A 25,020-nucleotide genomic window follows, 5' to 3' on the forward strand; every position below is an offset into this window, starting at 1 on the left:
TGACATAAAGCCTTTATTTTCAGCATATTTGTATGCACGCATACAATTTGCTGTCTATACTGTCGCTCAAAAAAATGAAAAAAAATCCCTTAAAAAAACAATTGCACTTGGAAAGTCAAGGAAAAAGTACTAATTTTACCACCAAGATGTTAAGGTGGGTTAATACAACATCTGCAAAGATGCAAATGGGAGATAAACTTTTATCTCCTTTTTGTTTTTGTATCCTTCTCCTATTGTTTACTGCTTGTCAAGAAGAAAAAAGCAAGCCTCAATCCATCACCTATCGTGGGCCGCTTGAAGAAGCTGAAAATATCGAAGTCTTATACAGTGAAGCTGGACAACTAAAAGTGAAGGTAAAAACGGCCAAACAAATCAAACTCCCTTCAGAAGATAAATTTTTTCCCAAAAAAGTATTCGTTGATTTTTATGCGCCTACAGGGCAATTGACTACTACGCTTGAGTCAGATTCAGGTCGATATGAGTACCGAACAGGTTTGTATTTTGTAAAAGGCAATGTAAAAGTGGTAAATACCCAAAAACAAGAACGCTTGTTTACGGACGAATTGACCTGGAACCCACATACTCAAAAAGTATACACCGAGAAAAAAGTAGTCATCGAAAGCCAGACGACGGGAGAGCGAATCAACGGAATTGGGCTTGACGCCAACCAAGATTTTACACAATACAGTATTCGGAAGCCAACAGGCTTCTTCAATGCTCCTGCTGGATTTTCGAGCAATTGAGTTTTCTATGATTTCATGAGGAGATATATCCGCTTTTTTTCTTAGAGCTAGTATATTTTATTAATTCCTCGACCAGCTCCTCATGAATAGAAGAACTTTTGTAGCCCTTAGTACAAGTGCCGTAGGATTGACTCCGTGGTATAGTCATGCTTTCTTTTTTAATGATCCACCCAAACCCGCTTGGCTCAAAGAATGGGTCAAAATAAACGACCAACGTCTCGAAAGTTACCAAAAATACCGCATCACAGACTCCGACAGTCAGGCGTATGGCGGGTGTATGGATGGCAATGACATTCCAAATCCCCATTCTACTGCTGATTTTATCAAAAGAGTCTCTTTAGCATTGTCAAATAGGGAATCTGCCTATTACCACTCGGCAGATTTGATGAACCAAGTAGGACTTGCCTTAAAATTTTTGTTGAAAATCCAACATGAAGACGGTACCATTGATTTGTTAGAAACCAATTTTCATTCTACACCCGATACTGGCTTTATTGTGAAACGCTTGGCAATGGCTTACAAGCAGCTAGCAGCTTCTAATGCCCCGGGTTCAGAGAAGATATTGCCTGATTATAAGGCTTTTTTAGTACGTGGAGGAGAGGCATTGAAAGTGGGAGGAATTCATACGCCTAATCACCGATGGGTAGTATCTGCGGCACTTACTAAACTCAACGAACTCTGGCCAAACCCTGCCTATGTCGCTCGAATTGAAGAATGGCTCGCCGAGCATATTGATATGGATGCGGATGGCCAGTATAATGAAAGAAGCACCTACATTTACTCGCCCTTGACCAATCGCCTGCTCATCACCATTGCCAAAGGACTCAAAAAACCAGAATTACTTGCGTTTGTGCGCCGCAATCTCAACATGACTATGTACTATGTGCATCCTAATGGGGAGATAGTGACGGAGGCGTCAGGTCGGCAAGATAAAGCCCTCATCGGGACGATGGAAAGCTATTACTATGCGTATCGTTATATGGCCTTGCTCGACAACAACGGTCAAATGGCAGCTATGTGCCGTTTGATTGAAAATACCGCCGCCATGCGCCAAGCAGAGTTTTTGGATTATATGTTGGATGATTCATTTTTGTGGAAAGAGCTACCTGCTTCTAAGCCATTACCCACTAATTATGCCAAGGAATTTTTGGGGAGTGGGTTAGTGCGGATTCGACGAGAAAACTGGGATAGTACTCTCTTTACCAACAATGCCGCTTGGCTCACATTTCACAAAGGCAACGCCGTACTTCAGGGAATGAGAGTGGCAGCTTCTTTTTTTGGAAAAGGTCAATTCCAATCCGAAAAAATTGAAAAAGAAGGTAATAGCTGGGTGTTGAAAAGCAAACTCGAAGGGCCTTATTTTCAGCCAATTGCCAAGGAAGAAATTGCGGCAGACGGAGATTGGGAAAAAATGCCAAAAAGCAAGCGTCGCCAGAGTGAAATTCAGTACCTTGAATCTATAGTAAGAATAACAGAAGGTGATAATGGCTTGGAAGTGGATATTCAAATGCAAGGAACCGACGGCGTACCTGTATCTTTAGAATTGATTTTTAGAGCAGGGGGTGTCTTGTCGGGAGTCATCAATCATCCTAATAAAGAAAAAGCGTATCTTTTGACTGCCACAAACGGAACTTATCAATTAAAAGGTGATACGATTACCTTTGGGCCAGGTAAAGCTTTGCACAAAAACGTCCAACTCCGTGGCGCATTACCAGCGGTAGATGCCCCTACGGTGTATCTTACTGGCTTTACTCCTTTTAAGCATACTATCAGAATATCATAAAGAAGGAGTACATTCTTCGAGGGCGTTTTGCACCGTATCAATCGTCGTAATACTCGTTTCTTTACCCCAAGTATTGTAAAGATAAGTAGTAATTTCTGCAATTTCTAGTTCTTTGAGGGATGGATTGGCGGGCATAGGACGGTCAAACTTTTTACCGTTGACGGTCATTGGTTGATGAATTCCGTATTTAATCCAACATATGACCTGCTCTTTGTTTTTGAGATGCTCAAGCGAGATGGCAGGATACAGGTTTTCTAATCCTTTACCATCTCGCTGATGGCAATTGGCGCAGTGAGTGTCAAACAATGAAAAACCTTCGGCAAGATATTGGTCTCGCTTAACACGCTCTTGGTCTTGGCAGGATGTAATGCTTATCCACACAACCAAAGCCATTAACGTAGGGTATTTCGAAAATTGGGAGATTTTATTGGGCATTTTTGTACTCGGCTTTGAGACGCTCAATGTCGGCTAGCAATCGTTTGGTTCCTTCGTCGTCAGTGCCATTGTACATTCCTCTAACGCGCTTCTCTTTATCAATCAAAATAAAAGCACCGCTATGAATATAACCACCTGGGGCTGTAGAGTCGGCTCCTGCCACGACTAAGTAATGATGCTCTCCAATGTCGTATATTTTTTCACGCTCTCCGGTTACAAACATCCATTGTTTGGCGTCTTTCACCCCCAAATCATTGGCATATTGTTTCAGTACGGTCGGAGTATCATGCTGTGGGTCGATTGTATGCGAGAGAATAGCTACATCAGGTTGACCTTTTATTTTATCATATACTTTCAGCATTTGTTTTTTCATCACCGGACAGATTGTGGGGCAGGTTGTGAAGAAAAAGTCAGCTACGTAAATTTTATCTTTAAAATTTTGAGCAGTCACTGTATCCCCGTCTTGATTGACGAATTTGAAATCGGGGATGGTGTGGTATACCGTATCAACTACCTCTTTGCCTTCTATCATCCTTTTGATGGTGTCGCGCTCGCCCAGAATGGGGAGTCGGTCGGTGTTTTGGGAACAACTTCCCAATACAAATAAAAGTGAGACAACAACAAAATACTTCATCTGATTCTACGGGGTGCTTGGCTCGCCGGATGGAGAGTGGACAAAAAATCGGTTTATTTTTTTAAAAACGCTTCTGCTTTAGTGATGCTTTCGAGCATTTGATCACGCACTTGACTGATTTTAGTTTTTTCGGCATTGAGCGCTTTAAGGGCTTCATCGCCTGAGAGTGCTTTAAGAGAGTCGCCATTGTAAGCGTGCATCCAGTTCATCATACCTTCGTCGGCTTGCTGGAGGGCGTTAGAAAGTGTCAGAGCTTGGTCTTTTTGTTGCTGAAGGCTATCGTCGTTTTTGATTTTGAGGAGACTGTCAATGCTTACTATTTTTTGTGATAAAGCATTTCTTAAATCCATAATCTGTCCCATTTTGGGCATTACTTCATCATGGATTGCGAATACATCTTTTTCTACTTGGTCGATATTGCCTTTTTCTTGACTACAAGAAAAAATCATCATGGTGGGGATGAGGAGGGATAATAATAGGCTTACTTTCTTCATAGTTGTGTTTTTTGGAATTAAAAAAGAGTGGTTTGCCCATTTTGGTTTAGGTTTGCATTTTGGGCAAGGAGCATTTCACGGGCGTTTTGTATAATGGCCTCACTAGGGGTACGACCGCCAATCATTTGGGCGATTTCTTGAACTCGTTCTTCAAAGCTTAGTTGACGGATTTTACTGACTGTTTTGTCGGCTGAGTGATCTTTGTATACAAAATAATGGGCTGTACCTTGGGTGGCTATTTGATGTAAATGCGTAATTGAGATTACTTGGTGACTTTTGGCGATTTCGCGCATCATTTGACCCATTTTTATGGCGATTTCGCCCGAGACTCCTGTGTCAATTTCGTCAAAAATAATAGTGGGTAATTTACGTTTACTGGCTAAAATATATTTAATGACCATCATCAACCGCGAGAACTCACCTCCCGAGGCTACGTTTCGGAGCTGCTGAGGTTTGATTCCTTTGTTGGCACTAAAGAGAAAATCTACGTCGTCGATGCCATCATCGCTAGGGTCGATGATATGGTGCTGAATATTCAACGCTGCATTGGGCATTCCCAGTTCAATCAAATATTTTTTTACTTGATTTTCGACTTGCGACATGACCGATTTGCGAGAGTTAGAGAGCTTGTCGGCATTTTTGAGGAGTTTAACCCTGCTTTTTTCTACGCTAGCTTTTGCTTTTTCGATGTCTTCGTCTAGGTTGAGTACTTGGCTTACTTTTTTATCTAGTTCATTTTGAATGACTAGTAGTTCACCCACCGTCTTTACTTGATGCTTTTGTTGGAGATGATAAATGAGGTTGAGGCGTTCTCTGATTTCTTCGGCGCGCGTATCGTCTATTTCTACGTTTGATTGTTCATAACTAATTTCACTGGCCAAATCTTTTAACTCAATATAAGCACTTTGGGCACGTTCGCGGAGTTGTTCGTACTGGGGTGAAAATTTGCTTACAGTATTGAGACTATTGACGGCATTTCTTAAAAAAACATTGACCGATTGCTCGGCATTATCAAGATATTCGTGAGCGAGTTGGAGACGTTCCCTGACTTCGGTGGCGTTTTCTAAAATATTGAGTTCTTGTTCAAGGAGTTCTTGTTCGTCGGCTTGGAATTTTGCTTTGTCGAGTTCTTCAAACAAAAACTGGTTATAAGAAAACTCTTTTCGCATTTGGGCAGCATCGGCTGTCAGTCGCTCATAAGTATGTTTGGCTTTTTGATAGGCTTGATACTCGATATGATAGGCTCTAAGGAGCGGCTCATTCTGGGCATAGGTATCCACTATTTGCAGCTGAAATTCGTTAGAACCCAGTAGCAGCGTATCATGTTGGGAGTGAATATCCATGAGCTGACTCGAAATCCGGCGCAGGGTTTCTAGATTGACAGGCGTATCGTTGACAAATGCCCTTGATTTTCCGCTAGGGCTGATTTCGCGGCGGAACAGGCTTTTGGGCGAAAAATCCAGTTCTTCTTCTTCAAAAAGATGCTGGATAAAATAGCCAGATAAATCAAAGGTTCCTTCGATGATGCACTTTTGAGTGGCATTGTACAATACTTTGGTATCCGCTCGACTTCCGAGTAGTAAGCCAATAGCGCCCAACATAATGGATTTCCCAGCTCCTGTTTCACCCGTAATGATATTGAGTTGGGAGTCAGGAGCGAGTTCCAATTGTTCGATTAGTGCATAGTTTTTAATTAGCAAGTGTACAAGCATAGGGCAATCGGTTGAACCGCCGCGAAGTTAATCAACAATTCAACAAAAAGGAATGACTTTATGTTATGACTTGTAGTGACTATTGTTTTTTGAGAAATATTTAACTCCCAAAATTTAGTCTGATGATTGTTAGTGTTTTAGAGCTCGTTTCTTAATCATACCGCCTTTGGTATCTTTGATACTGCTCATGACTACAAACGAATGGGGGTCAATGGTCTGAATTTCAGTGTTTAATCTGTTTAGCTCCAGCCTTGTAACTACGGTATAAATAATGTCAAACTCGGAAATTTCGCCGTTTCTTCCATGCCCTCGTTTGCCACGATAAACGGTGACTCCTCGCCCCATTTCGTTGATAATCATTTGACGGATTTCTTCGTGATGTGGCGAAATGATAGTGACTCCAGTATATTCCTCAATTCCCTCAATCACAAAATCAAGTGTTTTGGAAGCGGCAAGGTAGGTGATCATTGAGTAGAGTGCTGTCTCCATAGATAAAAAATAGGAAGCAGTGGCAAAAATGATGATGTTGATAATGATGATGATGTCGCCAATGGTAGTCCCAAATTTACGACTCAAAAAAATCGCTAAGACTTCTGTGCCGTCAATCACAGCTCCTCCTCTCACCGACAGGCCAATGCCTGCTCCTAAGAAAAAACCACCAAATACAGCTACCAATAATTTGTCGTGGGTCACTTCTGGAAAATGAACAGTGGCTACGCAAATAGCTAATCCGCTGATAGCAAGAGCCGTTTTGAAGGCAAATTGTTTATTGACAATCTTATACCCCATAAATACAAAGGGTAAGTTGATGAGCAAAAGCAAAGCGTAAAGAGGCAAACCTGTAAGACGATTGATGAGCAACGAAATCCCCGTAGCTCCACCATCGATGAAGCTGTTAGGAATAAGAAAACTTTCTAATCCAAAGGCTGCGGAGCCAATTCCTAGCGAAATAAGGACAAAGTCTTTTAAAAGACGAACAATGTTTATCTTGAGTTCACGAAAGCCCTTGGCTAGGATAAAACTGGAATATTGGGTATTAGCATTTTTCTTGTTCCTAAGAATGGTCTGAATAATTACTCTTGTCAAAAAAGAATTCATTGGCTTTTTAAGGAGTTTTAGATATAAACAACACAATAAAAAGTGAATATCAAAGAACACATAAATATAACAGGTACTAAATACCCTCAAACAGGGTATTTCTGTCAAAGAGATACCCTTTAAGCATTACTCAATAAATAAGCAGAATGTATTCGAAGGTAAGCAATTTAAACAAAAAAAGTGACCTTCTCAAATAGGAATCCTATTTTGTAAATCCTAACAAAATGGTATACACACAACCCAGGAAATATACTAAGCTCAAGAGGATAGGTGCAGAGCGAGTTTTTTGTCAATAATGACTGGGCTGGTCATAGATGACAGCTTCGATTTGGGTAAAGGCAAGACTATGAGGATGATTTCGAAAATCTTTAATAAACAACATCTGATTTTCTACTTTTAAGCATCTTCCCAAAAATGTCTGATTGCTTTTCAGTACTATATTAATATCCTTTCCTACTAAAGAAGAAGCTTCTTTCGCCAAATCGGCTTGAAATAACTTGTGAAGGCGTTTACCCATATGAAGCAAAAAATTATTGGAGTAGTTTGCGGTACATTTCGGTTTTGGCAGGGTCAAGTTGAGAAAGCACTGTAAAGGTTTTTTGTTTTTCGTCTTTACTGGCTTCGTTCATGATTTTGTAAATCTCTTCTCCTTTGGCATCCAAAAACGAATTGATAAGAACCGACGTAGGCATCAATTTGCTGACTTGCTGAATAGAACTAAGCACATTGATGATTTGTTGGCGTGCAGCGATTGGATTTTCGACAAAGGTATCCAATCCAAGGCGGTGGTAGGTATAGATTGCTTCACGGAAAGGCAGGATTTGCTGATTCATGAGGTTGTCTATCAACCAAAAACGACTCCTGAGGTCACTGCCGGAGCGCCATGTAGAAGATGAACCCGAATTGTTTTGGGCAATATTTACTAACTGAAATGCTCTTTGAACATATGGGTTACCACCTAATTTACTGAAAGAATCATAATCTAGCGCCAAAACCATGTAAGAATAAAAAGCGAGCATGTGCGTAAGTTCATCACTATACGTATTTTCGGTAAAATACATTGGATTGCTTGGAAGATAGCTAAAATTAAAGAACCTATCGACATAGTTAAGAACAACAGTTTCGTAGTTGGTCCCGTATACTGGTCGAGTGACGATGAGCTGAGCGGTACCTTCATAATCGCCTTGTTTAGGCGAGCGAATGAGATTTATGTTGAGTTTAAAATTGATTCTTTCTTCTGGGCTGAAATTGTCATTGGTCCAGCGGCGGGCATTGATAAAATCACTAATGACGTTTTTCAATTGATTGAGGTTGGCATTGTCTGTGTTTTGTTGAGAAAACAACTGATTATAATTGAGCGTAACCGTACAGTTCAATTCTTGCGCCAAAGCCGTGGTCACAAATGCCAACAGTAATGAAGCAGTAAGGATATAAGTTTGAATGGACTTCATAAACACACAAGGTTTGACATTTGCTCTACAATTTTCCTGCCACAAGTTCTAAAATATCTTGGGCAACTTGGGCTTTTGGTTTAAGGTCAAAATGATGAACACTACCTGATGCTTCAATAACGGTAATTTTGTTGGTATCGTGTGCAAATCCTGCACCTTTGTCATTAAGAGAATTAAGTACAATAAAATCGAGGTTTTTGGATTTGAGTTTTCCAAGTGCATTCTCAAACTCATTATTGGTTTCTAAAGCAAAGCCCACCATAATTTGCCCAGTTTTCTTTTGGGAGCCAACGGTAGCCGCAATATCGACAGTTTTGCTGAGTTCGATTGTGAAATGAGCTTCTTTTTTCTTGATTTTGTGATCAGCAGGGTGAGTAGGAGTATAATCAGCAACCGCAGCCGACAAAATAATAATATCAGCTTGGGCAAATCTATGTTGGGTAGCCTCATACATTTGCTGGGCAGATTGTACTTTAATGACCTCCACGGAAGCATCAGGAATAGGCTGAGAAGTAGGGCCACTTACCAAGGTAACTTGTGCCCCTGCAAACGCAAATGCTTGGGCAATTGCATAGCCCATTTTGCCCGTCGAATGATTACTAATATATCTTACGGGGTCGATAGGCTCTTGGGTAGGGCCAGCCGTAATGAGTACTTTTTTGCCCTTCAGTACTTGTCGGCTTGAAAAGTGTTTGGCCAATGAGATGACGATCTCTTCGGGTTCGGCCATTCTGCCTGGTCCTACTAGGCCGCTGGCCAATTCTCCATAAGCAGCATCCAAAATATGATTTCCGTAGCTTTTGAGGCTTTCTAAATTTTTGAGGGTAGAACCATGTTGGTACATATCTAAATCCATCGCTGGTGCAAAAAAAACGGGACAACGAGCCGAAAGGTAAACAGCAGTAAGCAGATTGTCACAGATTCCGTTGGCACACTTGCTGATGGTATTGGCGGAGGCAGGGGCAATCACCATGACATCTGCCCAAAGCCCAAGCTCCACGTGATTGTTCCATTGGCCAGTTGCATCTTTTACAAAAGCAGATAAAGCAGGTTTTTTGGCTAAAGTAGCCAAGGTCAATGGCGTAATAAACTCTTTGGCCATGTCTGTCATGACTACTTGTACTTCTGCACCAGCTTTGACAAGCTGACGGATGAGAAGGGCTGATTTGTAGGCTGCAATACTACCGCTTACGCCAAGTAATATCTTTTTGTTTTGAAGAGATGATAACATGCGCGGTTCAAATTATTTAATTAAGGGAGTTGTGAAACCAAAAAAGCCGCTATACGCGGCTTAATTTGGTGGTATCAGTGATACTAAGCTTCTTCTTCGTTGGAGCGCCAAAACAATTTGTCTTCCATGAATTCTTCAATGGCAATTCCAGTTGGTTTGGGCTGACGCTCATAAAACTTAGAAATCTCAATTTGTTCGCGGTTTTCAAATACCTCTTCGAGGTTGTCGATACCCGAGGCAAACTCAGCTAGTTTGTTGTTGAGTTCTTCTTTGGTCTTTGAGGCGATTTGGCGTGCACGACGTGAAATAATCGCTACTGATTCGTAAAGGTTACCAGTTTTAGCCGCCAATTTATCCGTATCGCGAGTTATGATGGATGGATTTACTGCCATATCTATTATTTAGTTTATTTCTTAAGTTTTGACCGATTCTTAGTTTTGACTAGAAGATGGAGTTGACAATTTACCCGTATTAGATTTGGCTTCATTAGCCACTTTTTCGGCTTGCAACACTACTTCTAGCTCTTTTTGGGTGTTTTCATAAAACCGCTCCGCTTGACGCAAGTATTTGCTTTGGGGGTACTTGTCAATAAAAGTGAGATAATATTTGTTCACATCTTGAAAACGCTCCTTTTGTTTGTCAATAAAACTCAAACGAGCGAGATTGTACTGAGCATCTACTCTCAAAAAAGCTAATTCTTCATTGTATTTTGAATCAGGGAAGTCTTTTTGAAAGTTATTGATTGCTACTACGGCCGAGCGGAAATTGGCAATGTTGGCTTCGCTTGTTTTATAGTATAGCTTCGCTTTGTCATATGCTTTACGCTCCAATTTGTCGCGAAGCTCCAAAATCAATTGTGTGGATTCTTCACGAAATGCACTCTCGGGGTAGGTGTTGATAAAATCTTGAAGTGCACTGATTGCCGTTAAGGTATTCGTTTGGTCCAAGTTTGAGTTTGGAGAATCCTTATACAAGGAATACGCGTGCATGTACAAGGCTTCTTGGGCGTATTCACTTCGCTGGAAAGTCTCGTAGAAGTTTTTGAACAAAAACTGAGCCATGTTATAATTGGCCTGCTTAAAATTACAGTAGGCATTATAAAACTGGGCTAATTCGGCCTGACGAGCATCTTTCCCATTGAGTAGGGGGGTGATTTCTTCAAACAACAAGCCTGCATGATAGTAGTCGGCTTTTTTATAGTACTGAAGAGCTGCCTCGTATTTTTGTTCGAGGGTTCCTTCTTTTTGTAGCTTCGAGAACTTGCTACATGCTCCGAGCGTTACCACGCTCAAAAACAATAGGAAATATCCAAATAGGGAGTTACGCATATCGGGCGCAAAAATACAAATGTTGCTTCATATTTCATAACGAAATTGAAGCATAAATAGTATTAGATGAAGGTTCGTAAAATTAGTGACGAATGAGGAGTTTTTTGGTAGCGACTTTTTTGCCGTCGAGAAGCAACTGATAGAAATATACTCCATTAGGCATCTCACGTGTTTGGATACGTAGCGAGCGGTCGTATTTGTCAAGCTCGTATTCTGCTATATTAGCCCCGAGTACGTTATACAATGAAATTTTGGCACTACCAGTGTGACCTACAAATTGATAATCAATTTCCGCATAGTCATTAGCGGGATTGGGGAAGGCATTAAGTACTTTCAATTTCTCACTTGAGAAAAGTAAATCATCTGATTTTCCAATTTCTTCAATATTGGGGCGAGTATCGGGGGTATTAACAGCTAAAGTTTCACTATTGGTACGGTTTTTGACAGATGCGTTGGAGGTATTTGAACTAGCAGGGTTCAAAAGAACTGACCGATAATAAGCGTTGATAGCAGAGCTAGGACGTAAACTGATGCTACGATCAAGTTTATTGGGTACCTTAGAAAGCGTAGCCGCAGGAGTTGATTTCTTACCTATGTGAAGGCGGCTTTTGTTTTGGCTTGCTGCTGACTGCGCAAATCCCTCAGTCAGAGTTAGTAAGCTGAAACAGATGAGAAAAATATATATGAGTACAGGTTGTTTCATAGCTGGATGTTTCTGAGAAAATCATATTTCTTCGTTTGTATACTGCAAAAATATAAGCTTATTTTTATAAAATCAAAAATCGTGCCTTAAAATGATGTTAAAAATTATTATGCGGTACACAATATTTACGGAGAATTGACGTAAAAAGTTTCTTTTGGACTAAAGTTTCTTTTTTTTGGGTTTTAGCTTTGTTTTAAAAACCTCTTTTGAGCGGTTTTTGTTTGCGGGACTTTCAGATTCTTTGACAATTGGCAAAGGCATTGGTTTAAAGTTGACTTTGGTAAATATTTCTTCTTTGGAGGGTTTTTCTTTGATACGCCAACTAAACCCTTCAAGTTCCTTATCTAGGGGTTTGATGCCTTGAGGAGGAATAAACTTCCCGTCTGGCTGCCCCACAAACTGTATACGATGTACTTGATTGTTTTTGAAATTAAGGGTCATTTTGGCGCATTCTACGCGGTTCATCCCCATGGCTTTGTTTTGTTCATTGGCGGCAAAGTATATACTTTGCCCATTGCCTTCCACAAAAACTCTCTGTAAGCGGGTACTATCATCGAAAGAAGCGGTGATACGACGGCCTTTTACTTGGTTAAAATTAATAAGAGTATCTTGTGCAATCACAAAAGATTTAGCTCGCAGGTACATTGTTCGCAGTTTTTGTTGTACAAGCTGTGCTAAAATAGTATCTGCTTCCAATTGATACTTTCCTGTCCAGATGATGGGTTTCTTAAAAAACGTGATATTGGAGTCAAGAGAATTATAGACTAGCGAGTCGCATTTACTCTGTAAATCTCTTTTGTAAACCAAAACGTTTTTGTAACCTATGAGTTGTTTGGGTTTGTTGGTTGTATCAGAGGGTGCTTGTGATTTGTCTGATGTAGTTAGAGTAAGTGCCTTTTGTTTTGAGGTGTTGGAGGCAATTGCTTTTGAGGTAGAATCCTTAGAAAGAGAATCTTTAGGAATTTCAATCGAATACAAAGTATCGGCAGTCATGTAAAGCGTATCTTTTGATACTACAGTACGCATCAGTGGATGTCCCCAGACTTTTGAGAAACCTTTTTTGCCATTGTATATTCCAAAATCTCCGTTGAGAATTGTATCATCTTTTTTGGAAACCAGCACCACTTTTCCTTTGGCATAGCCTTTTTTGGAGAGATTGTCGAAGGTAATTGAATCGCCTGTAAGAGTATAATCAGGGTTGTCGATAGTGGTTCGGGTACGAAACAGCGATTCGCCAGTTTCGGTATTATAAGACCCATTTTTGGCTACGAGTGTTCCGTCTTTGCTAATAACTTTGGTAGGACTTTTAAAATCCGCAATTTTGGTAATGGAATTATAAACAAGGGTATCAGTCGTAAGTGTATATTTGGGGTTAACGAGCTTTACGTCTTTGTAATAGGTGGATATTTTGGTACGGGTGTCGTAGTAGCCGACTTGGCTAGTGAGGGTATTTTCTGCATCTAAGATTTTACCTTTGTTGGGATAGTAAGCTATGCCGCTAGCCATATCATATTCGATGCGGGTAGATGTAACAGAGCGTTTACGATCTCTCAAGGTGACCACTTTGCCCATTACTTTTGCTAAGCGAGTATTTCCAAAGTAAAATAGTGTATCACCCGTTACAGTGACAGTATCTCCTTGCACAATTTTCACATTTCCGTAGGCTTCCAAAGCATTGGAGGATACTTTATGGATAGCCAAGTCGCAGTACATCAATGCTCCTTTGTGCCGAAAAACAACTTTGCTTACTACTCTTCTCACTTCGCTTCCGTCGGGAAGTTTGTTGATACTCATACTATCAGCTCCCAGCAAAAACACCTTCTCGTCGCTCGCCATAGGAAGCGTGCTAGAGGGGCGTTGAGCGCGGGATGATATGGGCGTTAGGAGGAGCATCAGAATTGTAAGCGTGTTTATACCTATTACGCAAAAAAGCGTCGAAGGGTTGCAACGAAAATGTTTGTTTTTTTGAAAAATCATCGGAAATTTTTGTGGACCTCTGCTTTGTGTCACCATATTTACGCACAAAATTAGCTAAAAACGGATGCTAGACTCATTCTTAACATACATTAACGAAAAACAACTGTTTACGGTATCGAATCGGCTCTTGATTGCAGTCAGCGGTGGGATAGATTCGATAGCCTTGATCCACTTATGTCATGAAGCTGGTTTTCAATTTGGAATTGCTCACTGTAACTTTCAATTGAGAGGAGAAGAGTCGAATCAAGATGAATACTTTGTACGTGAGCTAGCACATTATTATGGAGCCGATTTTTTTGTTCGACATTTTGATACAAAAATGTACGCAAAACAAAACGGTGTTTCTACCCAAATGGCCGCACGTGATTTGCGCTATCCATGGTTTGAGGAAGTTTTGGTTGAAAATGAATATGACTATTTGCTGACGGCTCATCATCAAGATGATTTGCTAGAAACACTCCTACTTAATTTGACTCGTGGTACTGGATTGGCGGGCTTGCACGGGATTTTGCCCAAAAATGGCAGACTCGTAAGACCTTTATTAGGGATGACGCGGGGCGAATTATTAGGTTACATTCAAGAAAAAGGCTTGAAATGGAGAGAAGATAGCTCTAATGCGTCGGTTGATTATTGGAGAAATCGCTTAAGACATGAAGTAGTTCCTATTTTAAAAGCCATGAATCCTCAAATAACCGCCGCTGCCGCTGAACTAGCAGAGCGAGTCAAAGCTACAGAAGATATACTACATGAAGAGTTGGAAAGACAAAGGCCGTTGGTGATTCAGAGAGAGAAAGGTAATGCTTGGGTGGCGATAGAGGAGCTAGAAAGACAGGCAGCTTCTTTGGAAAAATTGGCTTTATGGCTCAATGACTATGGGTTTGATTATAAGCGTGTAAAGGAAATATGGAAAAATCGAAAAGGACAGGTGGGAAAACAATATTTCTCCACGACTCATACATTGACTTTTGACCGCCAAAAATGGCTTATTACCCCCCAAAATACTACATATGAGGCACTGATGTATGAAATAGATGATAATGTGGGAGAAATTGATTTTGAGGGGAAAACACTAAAGTGGGTGCTGTTGTCTGAGGTAGCTAATGGGGCGTCTCAAAGTGTTGTTTTTCTTGATTATTCCAAACTTAAGTTTCCACTTCGTCTGAGACCTTGGCAAAAGGGGGATTGGTTTTGTCCATTGGGAATGAGCGGTAAACGTAAGAAAATAAGCGATTTTTTGGTGGATATCAAGTGGCCAAGAAGTCTCAAAAATCAAGTGTATGTTTTGGAATCTGATGGGCAAATTGCTTGGGTTGTAGGTTTAAGAGCCGATGAACGCTTTAAAGTTGAAGAAATTACAAAAAAAATATCAAAATTTGAGATTTTGTAAAGTATTGATATTCAAATAGTTGTTTGGTTTGATTTGCTTTTTTATTGGCGATTTTATGGTTTTTTTGAGTTTGGCATAGTATTTGGTGGTGACTAAGAAGAGAATCCTATTTTCCTGCTACTGTAACACTTTTGCAATATGAGAACCGTAGGTAAAATCGCGTTGGGACTTGCTCTAACCCTATTGACACTCAACGCATTCGCCCAAACTGCACGACTTAGGTCAGCCAATCGGGCATTTGATGATTATAGCTACTCTGACGCCGTGAGGGGTTATGAGGAGTTTTTGAGAACCGACAAGAAGAGCGATCCTGTAGAACGCAAAGAAGCACTAGAAAAACTAGCGTACAGTTATCGCCGTCTTCAAGACACCCGCAACGCCGAACGTGTTTATAGTGAGCTAGTAGCTAACTATAATGACGCCGACAGCCGAAACTATCTTTACTATGCGCAAGCTTTGGCAAGTAATGGTAAGTATCGAGAATCCCAAAAAATGTACAGTAAATACGCCGAATTGCAGTCGGCTGATTTACGGGGTCGTAAGTTTACGGTGACCTACATGGACATGAATCGTTTCTATAAAGACTCGGCCATGTATCGTGTGGAGTACTTGCCGATTAACTCACGTCAAGCTGATTTTAGTCCGATGTATTATAAAGGCGGGCTGGTGTTTGTATCGTCGAGAGCCGAGAGTGGTGTCATCAAAAGGGTATTTAACTGGAATCAAACTCCTTTCCTTGATCTATATTTTACGCCCGATACATCAGCATTGAAAGGGGTACGTGAAGTATATCGTAGCAACACCGCCTCACTAAGTGGAGGTTCTGCTAACGGTGGTAGTTCAGGGGCTTTGAGCAATGATGCAATGGCGGGTGTAAGCGAAGATTTACCTTTGCCCAAAACAAAAGCAGAGAAGTTTAGCCGTACCCTCAATACCAAATACCACGAGGGACCTGCCTCTTTCTTTAAAGATTTTTCGAAAGTAGTTTTTACAAGAAACAATTATAATAGCGGTAAAGCCCGTAAGAGTAACGACGGAGTCAATAAGTTGAAGCTTTTTATCGCTGACCAGAAAGGAAAAGATTGGGGAAATGTGAAAGAATTGCCTTTCAATAACAATGATTTTTCGTGTGGACACCCTGCTCTTTCGCCCGATGATTCGAAGCTCTATTTTGTATCAGATATGCCTGGTGGCTATGGTGGTACTGACGTGTATGTTGTGGAATATAATAATGGACAATGGGGAACGCCAGTCAACTTGGGCAAAGAAGTAAATACTGAAGGCAACGAGATGTTTCCTTTCATTGATAGTAGCGGTAACCTTTATTTTGCTTCTGACGGACATGAAGGGCTGGGTGGATTAGATATTTTCTTTGCCGAACTTAAAGACGGTATTGCTTACAAAGGAGTACAAAATTTGGGAGCACCTATTAATTCAGAAAAAGATGATTTTGGGCTCATTACCGACCACGATAGAGGCACAGGCTACTTTAGCTCAAACCGTGTAAAAGGTGTATCAGACGACAATATTTACAGTTTCAAACGTACTTGTCGCCCGCTCGAAATCTTGGTGTTGGATGCCAAGACAGGCTCACCCATCGAGGGAGCTGATGTCAGAATTGTTAAAAATGGTTCGAACCAAGATATTCAACAAACCGGAATCGACGGAGCTACTAAGATATGTTTAGAAGCTCAGACCGAATATGACTTTAAGGCCATTAAAGAAGGCTATGCTACAAACAATGTTCTTTTCTCCACCCTTACGCAGTCAAGTAAACCTCAAATGAGTGTATCGATTTACTTAAACAAAAGCGAAGCTACTATCTTAAGAGGGACTGTTAAGCGTGAGGTAAACCAAGCACCTCAAGAAGGTGTAAAAGTAACGTTGAGAGACCAGAAAACTGGCCAAGAAAAGACAGTAGTGACGGGCACAGATGGTGGATACGAGTTTGAAGTAGACCCTAACCGTAACTATGACTTACGAGCTGAAGGACAGGATTTGGCTACCAATGAGCAGACTATTGGTAAAAACAAAAAGAACAAACGGAAAGTGGTAGAAAGCGATTTGAGTATGTATGGTACTGGCGATGTGTTTACGCTTGATAATATCTACTACGATTTGGATAAGTTCTTTATCCGCCCAGAAGCAGCTAGAGAATTAGACAAAGTGGTGGCTTTGATGAAAAAATATCCACAAATGAAAATCGAGTTGCGGTCATTTACTGATAGCCGCGCCAGCGATACCTATAATCTTCGTCTGTCGGAGCGTCGGGCTAGAGCTGCGTTTGACTATCTCGTAAGAAAAGGAATCACTCCGGCTCGTTTGGAAGCCCGTGGATATGGTGAAAGCGAACTCGTAAATGATTGTATAAACGGTGCCCAGTGCGACGAGGCTGATCACCGTCTCAACCGCCGTACTGAGTTCAAGATTTTATCAGTCAGACCAGGAGGTGGACAGGAGCTGTCAAGCAACTAATCCTGGGTCATTTACTAAGAGCAAAAGTAGCTGAATTATAAATAGGGAACCGACAGCGGGGCAACATTTGCCTCGCTGTTTTGTTTTATACCTAAGTTGCGTTTAGTTTTAGGTGGTTTGTAGTATGTCTGTTTCCCAAAATACTTTGTCTTTAAACGCTACTAGCATTTTATGGCAAAGTCAAAATTCAAAACCTCAATATGTCATGCGAATTTCACTGATTGCGGCGATGTCCGAAAATAGAGTCATGGGGAATCATGGTCGGTTGCCTTGGCCTCATTTACCCAATGACTGGGATAATTTTTTTAAGGTCACTCAAGGTTGTAGGATGATAATGGGGCGTAAAAGTTATGATACTCCCGATAGATTGGCTTCTGAGAGTGGAAATTTTGTGATTACACGCCAGACAGACTTTCCGCTGGAGGAAGGTTTCGAACGGGCGGGAAGTTTGTCAGAAGCATTGCAGAAATGTAAAGACGATAAAGAAGTGTTTGTAATAGGAGGGGAGGAGATTTTTAGACAAGCCTTACCGCTAGCTGATTGTATTCACTTGACAGTCGTGCATGGAGTATTTGATGGAGATGCGCATTTCCCAGCGTTTTCTGATAAAGATTTTAGGGTGATTTCTTCACAAGATTTTCCGATGGATGCGCAGCATGCTTATGCTTATTCGTTTTTGGTATATGAGCGTAGGGGTTAGTTCAAAAAAACAACCCCTACTGCATGGGTTATATGGTAGTTCCGCCGTCTACCGTAAATACAGCTCCTGTAGTATAAGCTGAAGCTTCTGATGCTAAGTACAGTACCAAGGCAGCTACTTCGTCTACGGTTCCCATGCGCGAAATGGGCAACCGCTTCGTAAAATGCGCCAATGTTTTGGGATCTTCCCAAAGCGCTTTGCTGAATTTGGTTTTGATAAGCCCCGGACACACAGCGTTGACCCTAATATCATCTTGTCCCCATTCTTTGGCAAAAACTTTGGTGAGCATATTGAGTGCGGCTTTACTCACGCTATATATTCCCAGACCCGGGTCTGGAGTAAGTGCGGCAATACTACTGATATTGATGATACTTCCTCCACCTCTCAATTTCATGATAGGGTGTACCATTTTGCATAGCTGAAAAGGGGCTTTGACGTTTATATCCATGATTTTTTCATAGGCACTATCTGGACAGTCTACCGTGGGGCCATAGTAAGGATTGGCAGCGGCGTTGTTGACCAATATATCAATACCCCCGTAGATTTCGATAGTTTTGTCAAAAAGGTGTTTGGTTTGGATTTCGTCGCCCATACGTGCTTCGATTGCAGTCACTTCTCCACCCTCCTGACGGATGTCATTTGCTAACTGGTCAAGGTCAGCTTGGCGGCGACTACTGATGACGACTTTGGCACCTACTTGCGCAAAAAAACGAGCACACTGCTCACCTATGCCTTTGCTTGCGCCTGTAATGAGGGCTACTTTGCCCGTTAGGTTAAAGAGTTCTAATGCTTGTGTATTCATGGGTTGGTTTGTTGGATAAATTTTTGAAGGCCTTCAGCTGCTTTGGTTTGTATTTTTTCTTCCAAATATCGACTCCACCCCAATAGTTTTCCGGTAAAGCCTAATGCTTGAGAAGACCATTCATAAAAACTAAAGTAGTCGTCGTGTCGTGAGATGAGTCCATCTTTAAACAAAAATTCTGCGTGTACGACATTTTTTACCAATCGTCCAGTGGAAGTAAAAGTGTAAGTAGCTACCCAATCGCAGCTGCCTTTTTGGGCATTGGCTTCAACGTTGCTAAAAGTCATTTGAAAATCTTGACTACGACTCAGAAGCATTTGCCACATGAGTCCTGCTTCTGCGCCTTTTAACTTTGGAAATACAGGATCTGAAAACCGAACATCTGGATGGTAGCATTGCTGCATAGTGAGATAATCTTTCTGTTGGAAAGCTGTATAAAAGCGCTCGATAAGTGCTTGATGAGGATGCATGATAGTAGGCTTTATCGGTTCGAAAACAAATATCTAAAAGATGATAACAAAAAAATAGTGCCACTCTATGTTAAGTGGTGCTCAGGCCCCCATCCAAAACCAGCGTATGGCCTGTCATGAAAGAAGAAGCAGGAGATGCTACATATAAAATGGCATCGGCGATTTCTTCTGGTTGAGCAAAACGCTTCATCGGAATGGCATTTTGCAAGGCATCGAGGTAGTTTGTATCGTCATTGAGCATAGCAGCTTCTAGCATAGGAGTGAGCGTAAAAGCCGGACATACAGCATTGATACGAATACCATGTTTGGCGTATTCGAGGGCAGCCGTGCGAGTGATACCTACTACGGCGTGTTTGCTGGCGCTATAACCTACATGACCTGCAAAACCATTGAGTCCTGCCACAGAAGCGATATTGACAATGTTGCCCTTTTTTTTAGCCAAAAAATGAGGAAGTACCGCTTGCATACAATTAAATAATCCTACTACATTGACTTCTAGTACTTGCCTGAAATCATGAAGGGCATAGCGCTCGGTGCGAGTACGAGGTCCTAAGATGCCGGCACTGTTGACCAGAATGTGAATATCGCCAAACCGCCTTAGGCAGTCTTCAATCATACGTTGAACATCTTCTACGTCTGTAACATCGATACGAGCGAAGGCTGCCTCTGTGCCCAATTGAGTCAATATTTCTACTAGGTCGTCGCCTTCCTTTTCAGAAAGGTCTGCAACGAAAACTTTGGCTCCTTGCTGGGCAAACTTCAAAGCAGCGGCTCGACCTAGTCCCGAGCAACCGCCCGTGATGATGACTACTTGATTTTGGAAAATCATGCAATAAGTAGATAGAGTGAAAGGGTTTATTTTACAAGAGAAATGTTGTTGAATCAGTTTTTTGTACGATTTAGGCGTCTTTTTTGACTTTCTATAAGTACATATTATCATACTTCTAGATTAGAAGTATTTTTACGGCACGCATTTTGGTTATTTTTTTATTGTAAAACAAATTTTGGTTTAAAACCTAACACCCTATGGAGCAAAATTCGCCCGAAAATAGCCGAGATGGTCTTCCTCCTTTTATTAAAAATTGGCCTCAGATGTATGCGGTCGTAATTGGTACGTTGTTTGTACTTATTCTGCTGTTTTATCTGATGATGCGTTATTTTTCATAGCCCTCACCTTACTATTATTTTTCATTCCTAACCTTTCTACAAATGAGTTTTATCGATTGGCTTGTCCTGATAGGCACCCTCAGTTTTATTGTCATTTATGGCATGTATCGTAGCCGTGGAAAACAAAACATTGAGGATTATCTCATCGCTAATCAATCTCTTCCTTGGTATCATGTGTGTTTTTCGGTAATGGCTACCCAAGCGAGTGCCATTACTTTTTTGTCTACGCCCGGACAAGGCTTTGCTGATGGTATGCGCTTTGTTCAGTTTTATTTTGGGCTTCCTTTAGCGATGGTGGTGCTGAGTATCACCTTTGTTCCGATATTTCATAGACTCAAAGTCTTTACTGCCTACGAATTCCTCGAAACTCGTTTCGACGGTCGGGTAAGGATATTTACGGTAATTCTTTTTTTGCTTTCGCGTGGCTTGTCTACGGGGCTTTCTATTTATGCACCTTCTATCATCCTTGCTACCATATTGGGGTGGGATTTGACTTGGACCAATATCTTAATGGGAACCGTCGTATTGGTATATACCGTTTCGGGTGGTACCAAAGCGATTTCTCATACGCACTTGCAACAGATGATTATCGTAACGGTAGCAATGTTTGTGGCAGGCTATATGGTGGTACATTTACTGCCCGCAGAAGTGGGCTTTGTAGATGCTCTCAAAATCGCGGGAAAAGCAGGGCGTATCAATACCATCGATTTTCATTTTGATCCCAATAGCCGTTATAATGTTTGGTCTGGCCTGATTGGTGGCTTTTTTCTTCAATTGTCTTACTTCGGGACGGATCAGTCACAAGTCGGACGTTATTTGACAGGGCAGTCTATTGGACAGAGCCGTTTGGGGTTGATGATGAATGGTCTTCTCAAAATCCCGATGCAGTTTTTGATTTTGTTGGTAGGAATATTGGTTTTTGTGTATTACCAATACAATCCTGCCCCTTTGTTTTTTAATCAAGTCGAAATCGATAAACTGAAGAGTAGTCAGTATGCGGCTGATTATGAAAGTATTGAAACAAAGCATCAACGTTTGGTAAATCAGCAACGCGAGGCGGTTGATAATTTGGCTCAGGCCCTTGAAAAAGATCAATCGTCGGAAGTAGAGCGCTGGCAAAATACAATCAATGAAGCCGATAAAGCCAAAAAAGAGCTAAAAAGTGAAGCAGTGGCATTGATAAAAAAAAACAACCCCACGGCAGATACAAGCGATGTCAATTATGTCTTCTTGAGATTTGTATTGGATAGGTTGCCTATTGGATTGATTGGACTTTTGATAGCGGTCATTTTTAGTGCCTCTATGGGGTCTATTGCGGCGGCTTACAACTCACTTGCCTCTACGACGGTGATTGATATTTACAAGCGGTTTTATCGTAAAGAAGGCTCAGAAAATCATTTTTTAAATGCTTCGCGTTTAGCCACGATTGGCTGGGGGATTTTCTGTGTGGTAGTGGCTCAATATGCCAGTAAGCTAGGAAGTATGATTGAGGCCGTCAATATTTTGGGATCACTTTTTTACGGCGTTATTCTTGGTATATTTTTGGTCGCTTTTTATTTCAAAAAACTAGGAGGAACGGCTACTTTCTGGGGGGCTGTACTTGCCGAAATCGCCGTGGTATTGTGTTGGTGGTTTGACCTAACAGCCTTTTTGTGGCTCAATGTTATTGGTTGCTTGTTGGTGATAGGTTTTGCTTGGGTATATCAGCAAGTAATGGGCAAAGAAGGTAAGGAAAGTGAAGGGAGATAAAGAAGTAAATGGAAGAGTAGTTTCTAACAGACAGAAAATCCCGTGCCTAGGCACGGGATTTTCTGTCTGTTAGAAAGCAAATAGTATCTATTTGTACTCAGTATCTACATCAGCCAAGATACGACCACAGTGTTCACACACAATGATTTTTTTCTTTTCGCGGATATCAGCTTGGCGCTGAGGAGGAACCACGTTGAAACAACCACCACAAGCACCTCTTTTGACGGTTACAACACCCAAGCCATTGCCAGAATTTGTACGGATTTTCATGTAAGACTTATAAAGACGGTCTTCTACTTTAGTAGCTTGAAGATCGCGTTTATCTAACAATTTCTTTTCGTCTTCGTGGCTTTCGGAAGTAATGACGTCAAGTTCTTGTTTTTTAGCTTTGAGGTCTTCGCGGCGCTCTTTCAAAAGAGAATCAGTGGCTGAAATCTCTTCTTTTTTTGCTTTGATTTTAAAATCCGCTTCGCGTATTTTTTTCTCAGCCAATTCGATTTCGAGCGTTTGAAGTTCCATCTCTTTGGTGATGGCATCGTATTCACGGTTGTTGCGAACATTCATTTGTTGCTCTTTGTAGCGAGCAATCAACTTCTCAGCATCTTTTTTGGCAGCTTTATGACGGCTTATTTCCTCATCAAGTGCACTAATTTCACTGTTAAACTTCCCGATGCGGGTCTCAAATCCCGCAATGTCATCTTCTAAATCTCTTACTTCTTCGGGCAAGTCCCCCCGGATTTTTTTGATGTCATCCAATTGAGAGTCAATTTCCTGCAATTTAAGCAGTAGGTCTAATTTCTGCGCAACGGTCAGTTCCATTCAGTATTTGCGTATTTACGATTTACAATTTGCGATTTATAAAATCTTATCAGATAAGATAAAAAACTGGATTCGTATTTGTTTCTGACAAAATTGTCGCAAAATTAGTGAATTTTTTGGACAAATATCGATACAACAATTCTTTTGTAAAAACTTCGCTTTCATAATGTCCAATATCACAAATAAGAATGCGGCTGTCGGCATCGAAAAATTCGTGATATTTGTAATCGGCGGTGATGAAAACGTCGGCACCTGCATGGATCGCATCCCGAAGTAAAAACCCTCCTGCACCACCGCATACCGCTACTTTTTGGATCGTATTTTTAACAAAAGCCGTATGTCGGATGATTTTGAGCTGCATTTTTTGTTTGAGATATCGTAAGAAATCGTCGCTAGAAAGAGCTTCGGGCAAAGTACCGACGGCTCCCGCACCTACTTCTTGGTTTTGGTTTTGAAGTAAAGTAAGATAGTGGGCTACTTCTTCATAAGGATGGGCTTTTTTTAGAGTAGCGATTACTTTGCTTTCAAGATGACTAGGAAAAATAACCTCAAGCCGGTGTTCGGAGACGGTTTCGTCTTGCCCACTGTGACCGATATGAGGATTGGCGAGTTCGTTGGGACGAAAAGTGCCTGTACCTTCTACCCTAAAGCTACAATGGTCGTAGTTGCCGATTTGGCCTACACCTGCCTCATAAAGTGCATCAGCTACTTGCTGGGTGGCATCAGTAGGTACGAAACACACTAACTTCATAAGCAGGTTGTTTTTGGGGGCCAAGATGCTGGGGTTTTGAAGGCCGAGGCGCTCCGCAATCATAAAATTGACCCCTCCTACTACGTGATCAAGATTGGTGTGAGTAGCGTAGATAGCTACATCATTTTTGATGGCTTTAATGACCGTGCGTTCTACATAATTGTTGCCGTTGAATTTTTTAAGACCTTTGAAGACGATAGGGTGGTGGGCAACGATAAGATTACAACCTTTGGCTAGGGCTTCTTCTACGACGGCTTCGGTGGCATCGAGCGTCACGAGTACACCCGTGACCTCCTGAGCAGGATTCCCGACAATGAGGCCGGCATTGTCGTAGCTTTCTTGATAGGGAAGAGGGGCGATAGTTTCGAGAAAGGATGTAATTTCTTTAATTTTCGACATTTTTAATGATTTTGTAACTATTTAATAATCAGAATTATGATGGCGATTTAAGAATTTTTTTAGAAAAAAGCGTAATTTTCTTGCTAGAAAGTATTGCACTGAACGTTTAAAATACTACTTTTGCACCACTTTCAGCGAAACCAAAACGCAAAAAGTAAAAAAATAGTAAAGTCCGGTAGTTCATAAAGCGTTTGGCGGTTGTTTAAAATACATGCCTGTCACGCAAAGTTCACGAAAGATAAAGATAATTGGTCCGGTAGTTCAGTTGGTTAGAATACATGCCTGTCACGCATGGGGTCGCGGGTTCGAGTCCCGTCCGGACCGCCAACAAGGTTTTGAGTAACGTTCTTTTATTACATTTTGGTCCGGTAGTTCAGTTGGTTAGAATACATGCCTGTCACGCATGGGGTCGCGGGTTCGAGTCCCGTCCGGACCGCTAGGAAGCTCAGAGAAATCTGGGCTTTTTTTGTTTTTATGGCCTTTTCGACGCTGTAAAGGCACCTTTTTAGCTTTGGTCGCTTGTTTTATTTTGATACTTTTTTGATACCGTCTGTGGCTGCCTGCTGGTTTTTCCCTTTTGATGAGCAAAAAATCAAATGAGAATGAGAGTCGTAAAATTTTTTTTTGGCATAAGTTAGGGTAGGATTTTTTACGATGTTTTACCAAATCATAACAGATTTTTTGATACTTTTTTGATACCTGTTTTTCTTAG

24 protein-coding genes and 2 tRNA genes are annotated in these 25,020 nt (G+C 41.2%); 9 read left to right on the forward strand and 17 right to left on the reverse strand.

Going from position 1 to position 25,020, the window contains the following annotated elements:
- Nucleotides 1-74: 74 nt before the first annotated feature.
- Nucleotides 75-743: an LPS export ABC transporter periplasmic protein LptC gene (gene lptC / locus P1X15_RS26135; protein WP_277341088.1), complete on the forward strand. Its 669-nt coding sequence runs from the start codon at nt 75-77 to the stop codon at nt 741-743.
- A gap of 82 nt (nt 744-825) precedes the next feature.
- Complete coding sequence (locus P1X15_RS26140) at nt 826-2,526, forward strand: hypothetical protein (protein WP_277341089.1); 1,701 nt, start codon at nt 826-828, stop codon at nt 2,524-2,526.
- Here the strand turns inward: P1X15_RS26140 and P1X15_RS26145 are convergent.
- The 12 genes from P1X15_RS26145 to P1X15_RS26200 form a co-directional block, all read right to left on the reverse strand.
- Nucleotides 2,521-2,961 carry a cytochrome c gene (locus P1X15_RS26145; protein WP_277341090.1) on the reverse strand — a complete coding sequence of 147 codons (441 nt, stop codon included), beginning with the start codon at nt 2,959-2,961 and terminating at the stop codon, nt 2,521-2,523. The two genes, P1X15_RS26140 and P1X15_RS26145, sit on opposite strands and share 6 nt — an antisense overlap.
- A complete protein-coding gene (locus P1X15_RS26150) occupies nt 2,951-3,595 on the reverse strand; it encodes an SCO family protein (RefSeq protein WP_277341091.1) in 645 nt (214 codons plus the stop codon). Before P1X15_RS26150 ends, P1X15_RS26145 begins: the two co-directional genes overlap by 11 nt.
- 53 nt (nt 3,596-3,648) lie before the next feature.
- A complete protein-coding gene (locus tag P1X15_RS26155) occupies nt 3,649-4,089 on the reverse strand; it encodes a hypothetical protein (RefSeq protein ID WP_277341092.1) in 441 nt (146 codons plus the stop codon).
- Between the two features lie 17 nt (nt 4,090-4,106).
- Nucleotides 4,107-5,801 (reverse strand): DNA repair protein RecN, encoded by a 1,695-nt coding sequence (gene recN / locus P1X15_RS26160; protein WP_277341093.1) that lies wholly within the window; start codon nt 5,799-5,801, stop codon nt 4,107-4,109.
- Between the two features lie 129 nt (nt 5,802-5,930).
- The gene (locus tag P1X15_RS26165; RefSeq protein ID WP_277341094.1) at nt 5,931-6,899 is read right to left on the reverse strand and encodes a YitT family protein; all 969 of its coding nucleotides are present in this window, start codon (nt 6,897-6,899) and stop codon (nt 5,931-5,933) included.
- 289 nt (nt 6,900-7,188) lie between these two features.
- Nucleotides 7,189-7,416 (reverse strand): hypothetical protein, encoded by a 228-nt coding sequence (locus P1X15_RS26170; RefSeq protein ID WP_277341095.1) that lies wholly within the window; start codon nt 7,414-7,416, stop codon nt 7,189-7,191.
- Nucleotides 7,417-7,429: 13 nt separating this feature from the next.
- Nucleotides 7,430-8,350 carry a DUF4835 family protein gene (locus tag P1X15_RS26175; RefSeq protein ID WP_277341096.1) on the reverse strand — a complete coding sequence of 307 codons (921 nt, stop codon included), beginning with the start codon at nt 8,348-8,350 and terminating at the stop codon, nt 7,430-7,432.
- Between the two features lie 25 nt (nt 8,351-8,375).
- Nucleotides 8,376-9,581: a bifunctional phosphopantothenoylcysteine decarboxylase/phosphopantothenate--cysteine ligase CoaBC gene (gene coaBC / locus P1X15_RS26180; RefSeq protein WP_277341097.1), complete on the reverse strand. Its 1,206-nt coding sequence runs from the start codon at nt 9,579-9,581 to the stop codon at nt 8,376-8,378.
- 83 nt (nt 9,582-9,664) lie between these two features.
- On the reverse strand, nt 9,665-9,973 hold the full coding sequence (locus P1X15_RS26185) for a DNA-directed RNA polymerase subunit omega (RefSeq protein WP_028666133.1): 309 nt from the start codon (nt 9,971-9,973) through the stop codon (nt 9,665-9,667).
- A 39-nt stretch (nt 9,974-10,012) separates the two neighbouring features.
- The gene (locus tag P1X15_RS26190) at nt 10,013-10,909 is read right to left on the reverse strand and encodes an outer membrane protein assembly factor BamD (RefSeq protein ID WP_277341098.1); all 897 of its coding nucleotides are present in this window, start codon (nt 10,907-10,909) and stop codon (nt 10,013-10,015) included.
- 82 nt (nt 10,910-10,991) lie between these two features.
- Nucleotides 10,992-11,612, reverse strand: coding sequence for a T9SS type A sorting domain-containing protein (locus P1X15_RS26195; RefSeq protein ID WP_277341099.1), 621 nt, complete (start codon nt 11,610-11,612; stop codon nt 10,992-10,994).
- 159 nt (nt 11,613-11,771) lie between these two features.
- Complete coding sequence (locus P1X15_RS26200) at nt 11,772-13,505, reverse strand: OstA-like protein (protein ID WP_277341100.1); 1,734 nt, start codon at nt 13,503-13,505, stop codon at nt 11,772-11,774.
- A gap of 148 nt (nt 13,506-13,653) precedes the next feature.
- Here P1X15_RS26200 and tilS point away from each other — a divergent pair, with 148 nt between their 5' ends.
- From tilS to P1X15_RS26215, 3 genes are all read left to right on the forward strand, one after another.
- On the forward strand, nt 13,654-14,976 hold the full coding sequence (gene tilS / locus P1X15_RS26205; protein WP_277341101.1) for a tRNA lysidine(34) synthetase TilS: 1,323 nt from the start codon (nt 13,654-13,656) through the stop codon (nt 14,974-14,976).
- 138 nt (nt 14,977-15,114) lie between these two features.
- On the forward strand, nt 15,115-17,451 hold the full coding sequence (locus P1X15_RS26210; RefSeq protein WP_277341102.1) for an OmpA family protein: 2,337 nt from the start codon (nt 15,115-15,117) through the stop codon (nt 17,449-17,451).
- Between the two features lie 205 nt (nt 17,452-17,656).
- The gene (locus P1X15_RS26215; protein ID WP_277341104.1) at nt 17,657-18,151 is read left to right on the forward strand and encodes a dihydrofolate reductase; all 495 of its coding nucleotides are present in this window, start codon (nt 17,657-17,659) and stop codon (nt 18,149-18,151) included.
- A gap of 28 nt (nt 18,152-18,179) precedes the next feature.
- On the opposite strand, the gene P1X15_RS26220 is transcribed toward P1X15_RS26215, so the two are convergent.
- From P1X15_RS26220 to P1X15_RS26230, 3 genes are all read right to left on the reverse strand, one after another.
- Nucleotides 18,180-18,953: an SDR family NAD(P)-dependent oxidoreductase gene (locus P1X15_RS26220; RefSeq protein ID WP_277341105.1), complete on the reverse strand. Its 774-nt coding sequence runs from the start codon at nt 18,951-18,953 to the stop codon at nt 18,180-18,182.
- Entirely contained in the window at nt 18,950-19,423 is a 474-nt protein-coding gene (locus P1X15_RS26225; protein WP_277341106.1) for a nuclear transport factor 2 family protein, read from the reverse strand. The genes P1X15_RS26220 and P1X15_RS26225 overlap by 4 nt, the downstream gene beginning before the upstream one ends.
- A 70-nt stretch (nt 19,424-19,493) precedes the next feature.
- Nucleotides 19,494-20,252, reverse strand: coding sequence for an SDR family NAD(P)-dependent oxidoreductase (locus P1X15_RS26230; RefSeq protein WP_277341107.1), 759 nt, complete (start codon nt 20,250-20,252; stop codon nt 19,494-19,496).
- Nucleotides 20,253-20,449: 197 nt separating this feature from the next.
- Between P1X15_RS26230 and P1X15_RS26235 the strand changes: the two genes are divergently transcribed.
- Entirely contained in the window at nt 20,450-20,590 is a 141-nt protein-coding gene (locus tag P1X15_RS26235) for a hypothetical protein (protein WP_277341108.1), read from the forward strand.
- Between the two features lie 42 nt (nt 20,591-20,632).
- A complete protein-coding gene (locus tag P1X15_RS26240) occupies nt 20,633-22,339 on the forward strand; it encodes a sodium:solute symporter (protein WP_277341109.1) in 1,707 nt (568 codons plus the stop codon).
- 87 nt (nt 22,340-22,426) lie between these two features.
- Here the strand turns inward: P1X15_RS26240 and P1X15_RS26245 are convergent, their stop codons facing one another.
- Nucleotides 22,427-23,158, reverse strand: coding sequence for a zinc ribbon domain-containing protein (locus P1X15_RS26245; protein ID WP_277341110.1), 732 nt, complete (start codon nt 23,156-23,158; stop codon nt 22,427-22,429).
- Between the two features lie 49 nt (nt 23,159-23,207).
- Nucleotides 23,208-24,308 carry a Nif3-like dinuclear metal center hexameric protein gene (locus tag P1X15_RS26250; RefSeq protein ID WP_277341111.1) on the reverse strand — a complete coding sequence of 367 codons (1,101 nt, stop codon included), beginning with the start codon at nt 24,306-24,308 and terminating at the stop codon, nt 23,208-23,210.
- A 250-nt stretch (nt 24,309-24,558) separates the two neighbouring features.
- Here P1X15_RS26250 and P1X15_RS26255 point away from each other — a divergent pair.
- A tRNA-Asp gene (locus P1X15_RS26255) sits at nt 24,559-24,635 on the forward strand.
- 35 nt (nt 24,636-24,670) lie between these two features.
- Nucleotides 24,671-24,744: transfer RNA gene (locus tag P1X15_RS26260), tRNA-Asp, on the forward strand.
- The last annotated feature ends 276 nt before the right edge of the window (nt 24,745-25,020 follow it).

Source organism: Runella sp. MFBS21 (assembly GCF_029433105.1).
Lineage (GTDB): Bacteria > Bacteroidota > Bacteroidia > Cytophagales > Spirosomataceae > Runella.

What these genes read in the sequence shown, in the direction of transcription:
- P1X15_RS26190 (WP_277341098.1), bottom strand. Translation starts at nt 10,909, where the DNA reads ATGCGTAACTCCCTATTTGGATATTTCCTATTGTTTTTGAGCGTGGTA.
- recN (WP_277341093.1), bottom strand. Translation starts at nt 5,801, where the DNA reads ATGCTTGTACACTTGCTAATTAAAAACTATGCACTAATCGAACAATTG.
- P1X15_RS26155 (WP_277341092.1), bottom strand. Translation starts at nt 4,089, where the DNA reads ATGAAGAAAGTAAGCCTATTATTATCCCTCCTCATCCCCACCATGATG.
- P1X15_RS26240 (WP_277341109.1), top strand. Translation starts at nt 20,633, where the DNA reads ATGAGTTTTATCGATTGGCTTGTCCTGATAGGCACCCTCAGTTTTATT.
- coaBC (WP_277341097.1), bottom strand. Translation starts at nt 9,581, where the DNA reads ATGTTATCATCTCTTCAAAACAAAAAGATATTACTTGGCGTAAGCGGT.
- P1X15_RS26185 (WP_028666133.1), bottom strand. Translation starts at nt 9,973, where the DNA reads ATGGCAGTAAATCCATCCATCATAACTCGCGATACGGATAAATTGGCG.
- lptC (WP_277341088.1), top strand. Translation starts at nt 75, where the DNA reads ATGAAAAAAAATCCCTTAAAAAAACAATTGCACTTGGAAAGTCAAGGA.
- P1X15_RS26200 (WP_277341100.1), bottom strand. Translation starts at nt 13,505, where the DNA reads ATGCTCCTCCTAACGCCCATATCATCCCGCGCTCAACGCCCCTCTAGC.
- P1X15_RS26175 (WP_277341096.1), bottom strand. Translation starts at nt 8,350, where the DNA reads ATGAAGTCCATTCAAACTTATATCCTTACTGCTTCATTACTGTTGGCA.
- P1X15_RS26165 (WP_277341094.1), bottom strand. Translation starts at nt 6,899, where the DNA reads ATGAATTCTTTTTTGACAAGAGTAATTATTCAGACCATTCTTAGGAAC.
- P1X15_RS26150 (WP_277341091.1), bottom strand. Translation starts at nt 3,595, where the DNA reads ATGAAGTATTTTGTTGTTGTCTCACTTTTATTTGTATTGGGAAGTTGT.
- P1X15_RS26250 (WP_277341111.1), bottom strand. Translation starts at nt 24,308, where the DNA reads ATGTCGAAAATTAAAGAAATTACATCCTTTCTCGAAACTATCGCCCCT.
- P1X15_RS26225 (WP_277341106.1), bottom strand. Translation starts at nt 19,423, where the DNA reads ATGCATCCTCATCAAGCACTTATCGAGCGCTTTTATACAGCTTTCCAA.
- P1X15_RS26215 (WP_277341104.1), top strand. Translation starts at nt 17,657, where the DNA reads ATGCGAATTTCACTGATTGCGGCGATGTCCGAAAATAGAGTCATGGGG.
- P1X15_RS26195 (WP_277341099.1), bottom strand. Translation starts at nt 11,612, where the DNA reads ATGAAACAACCTGTACTCATATATATTTTTCTCATCTGTTTCAGCTTA.
- tilS (WP_277341101.1), top strand. Translation starts at nt 13,654, where the DNA reads ATGCTAGACTCATTCTTAACATACATTAACGAAAAACAACTGTTTACG.
- P1X15_RS26230 (WP_277341107.1), bottom strand. Translation starts at nt 20,252, where the DNA reads ATGATTTTCCAAAATCAAGTAGTCATCATCACGGGCGGTTGCTCGGGA.
- P1X15_RS26245 (WP_277341110.1), bottom strand. Translation starts at nt 23,158, where the DNA reads ATGGAACTGACCGTTGCGCAGAAATTAGACCTACTGCTTAAATTGCAG.
- P1X15_RS26170 (WP_277341095.1), bottom strand. Translation starts at nt 7,416, where the DNA reads ATGGGTAAACGCCTTCACAAGTTATTTCAAGCCGATTTGGCGAAAGAA.
- P1X15_RS26220 (WP_277341105.1), bottom strand. Translation starts at nt 18,953, where the DNA reads ATGAATACACAAGCATTAGAACTCTTTAACCTAACGGGCAAAGTAGCC.
- P1X15_RS26210 (WP_277341102.1), top strand. Translation starts at nt 15,115, where the DNA reads ATGAGAACCGTAGGTAAAATCGCGTTGGGACTTGCTCTAACCCTATTG.
- P1X15_RS26235 (WP_277341108.1), top strand. Translation starts at nt 20,450, where the DNA reads ATGGAGCAAAATTCGCCCGAAAATAGCCGAGATGGTCTTCCTCCTTTT.
- P1X15_RS26145 (WP_277341090.1), bottom strand. Translation starts at nt 2,961, where the DNA reads ATGCCCAATAAAATCTCCCAATTTTCGAAATACCCTACGTTAATGGCT.
- P1X15_RS26140 (WP_277341089.1), top strand. Translation starts at nt 826, where the DNA reads ATGAATAGAAGAACTTTTGTAGCCCTTAGTACAAGTGCCGTAGGATTG.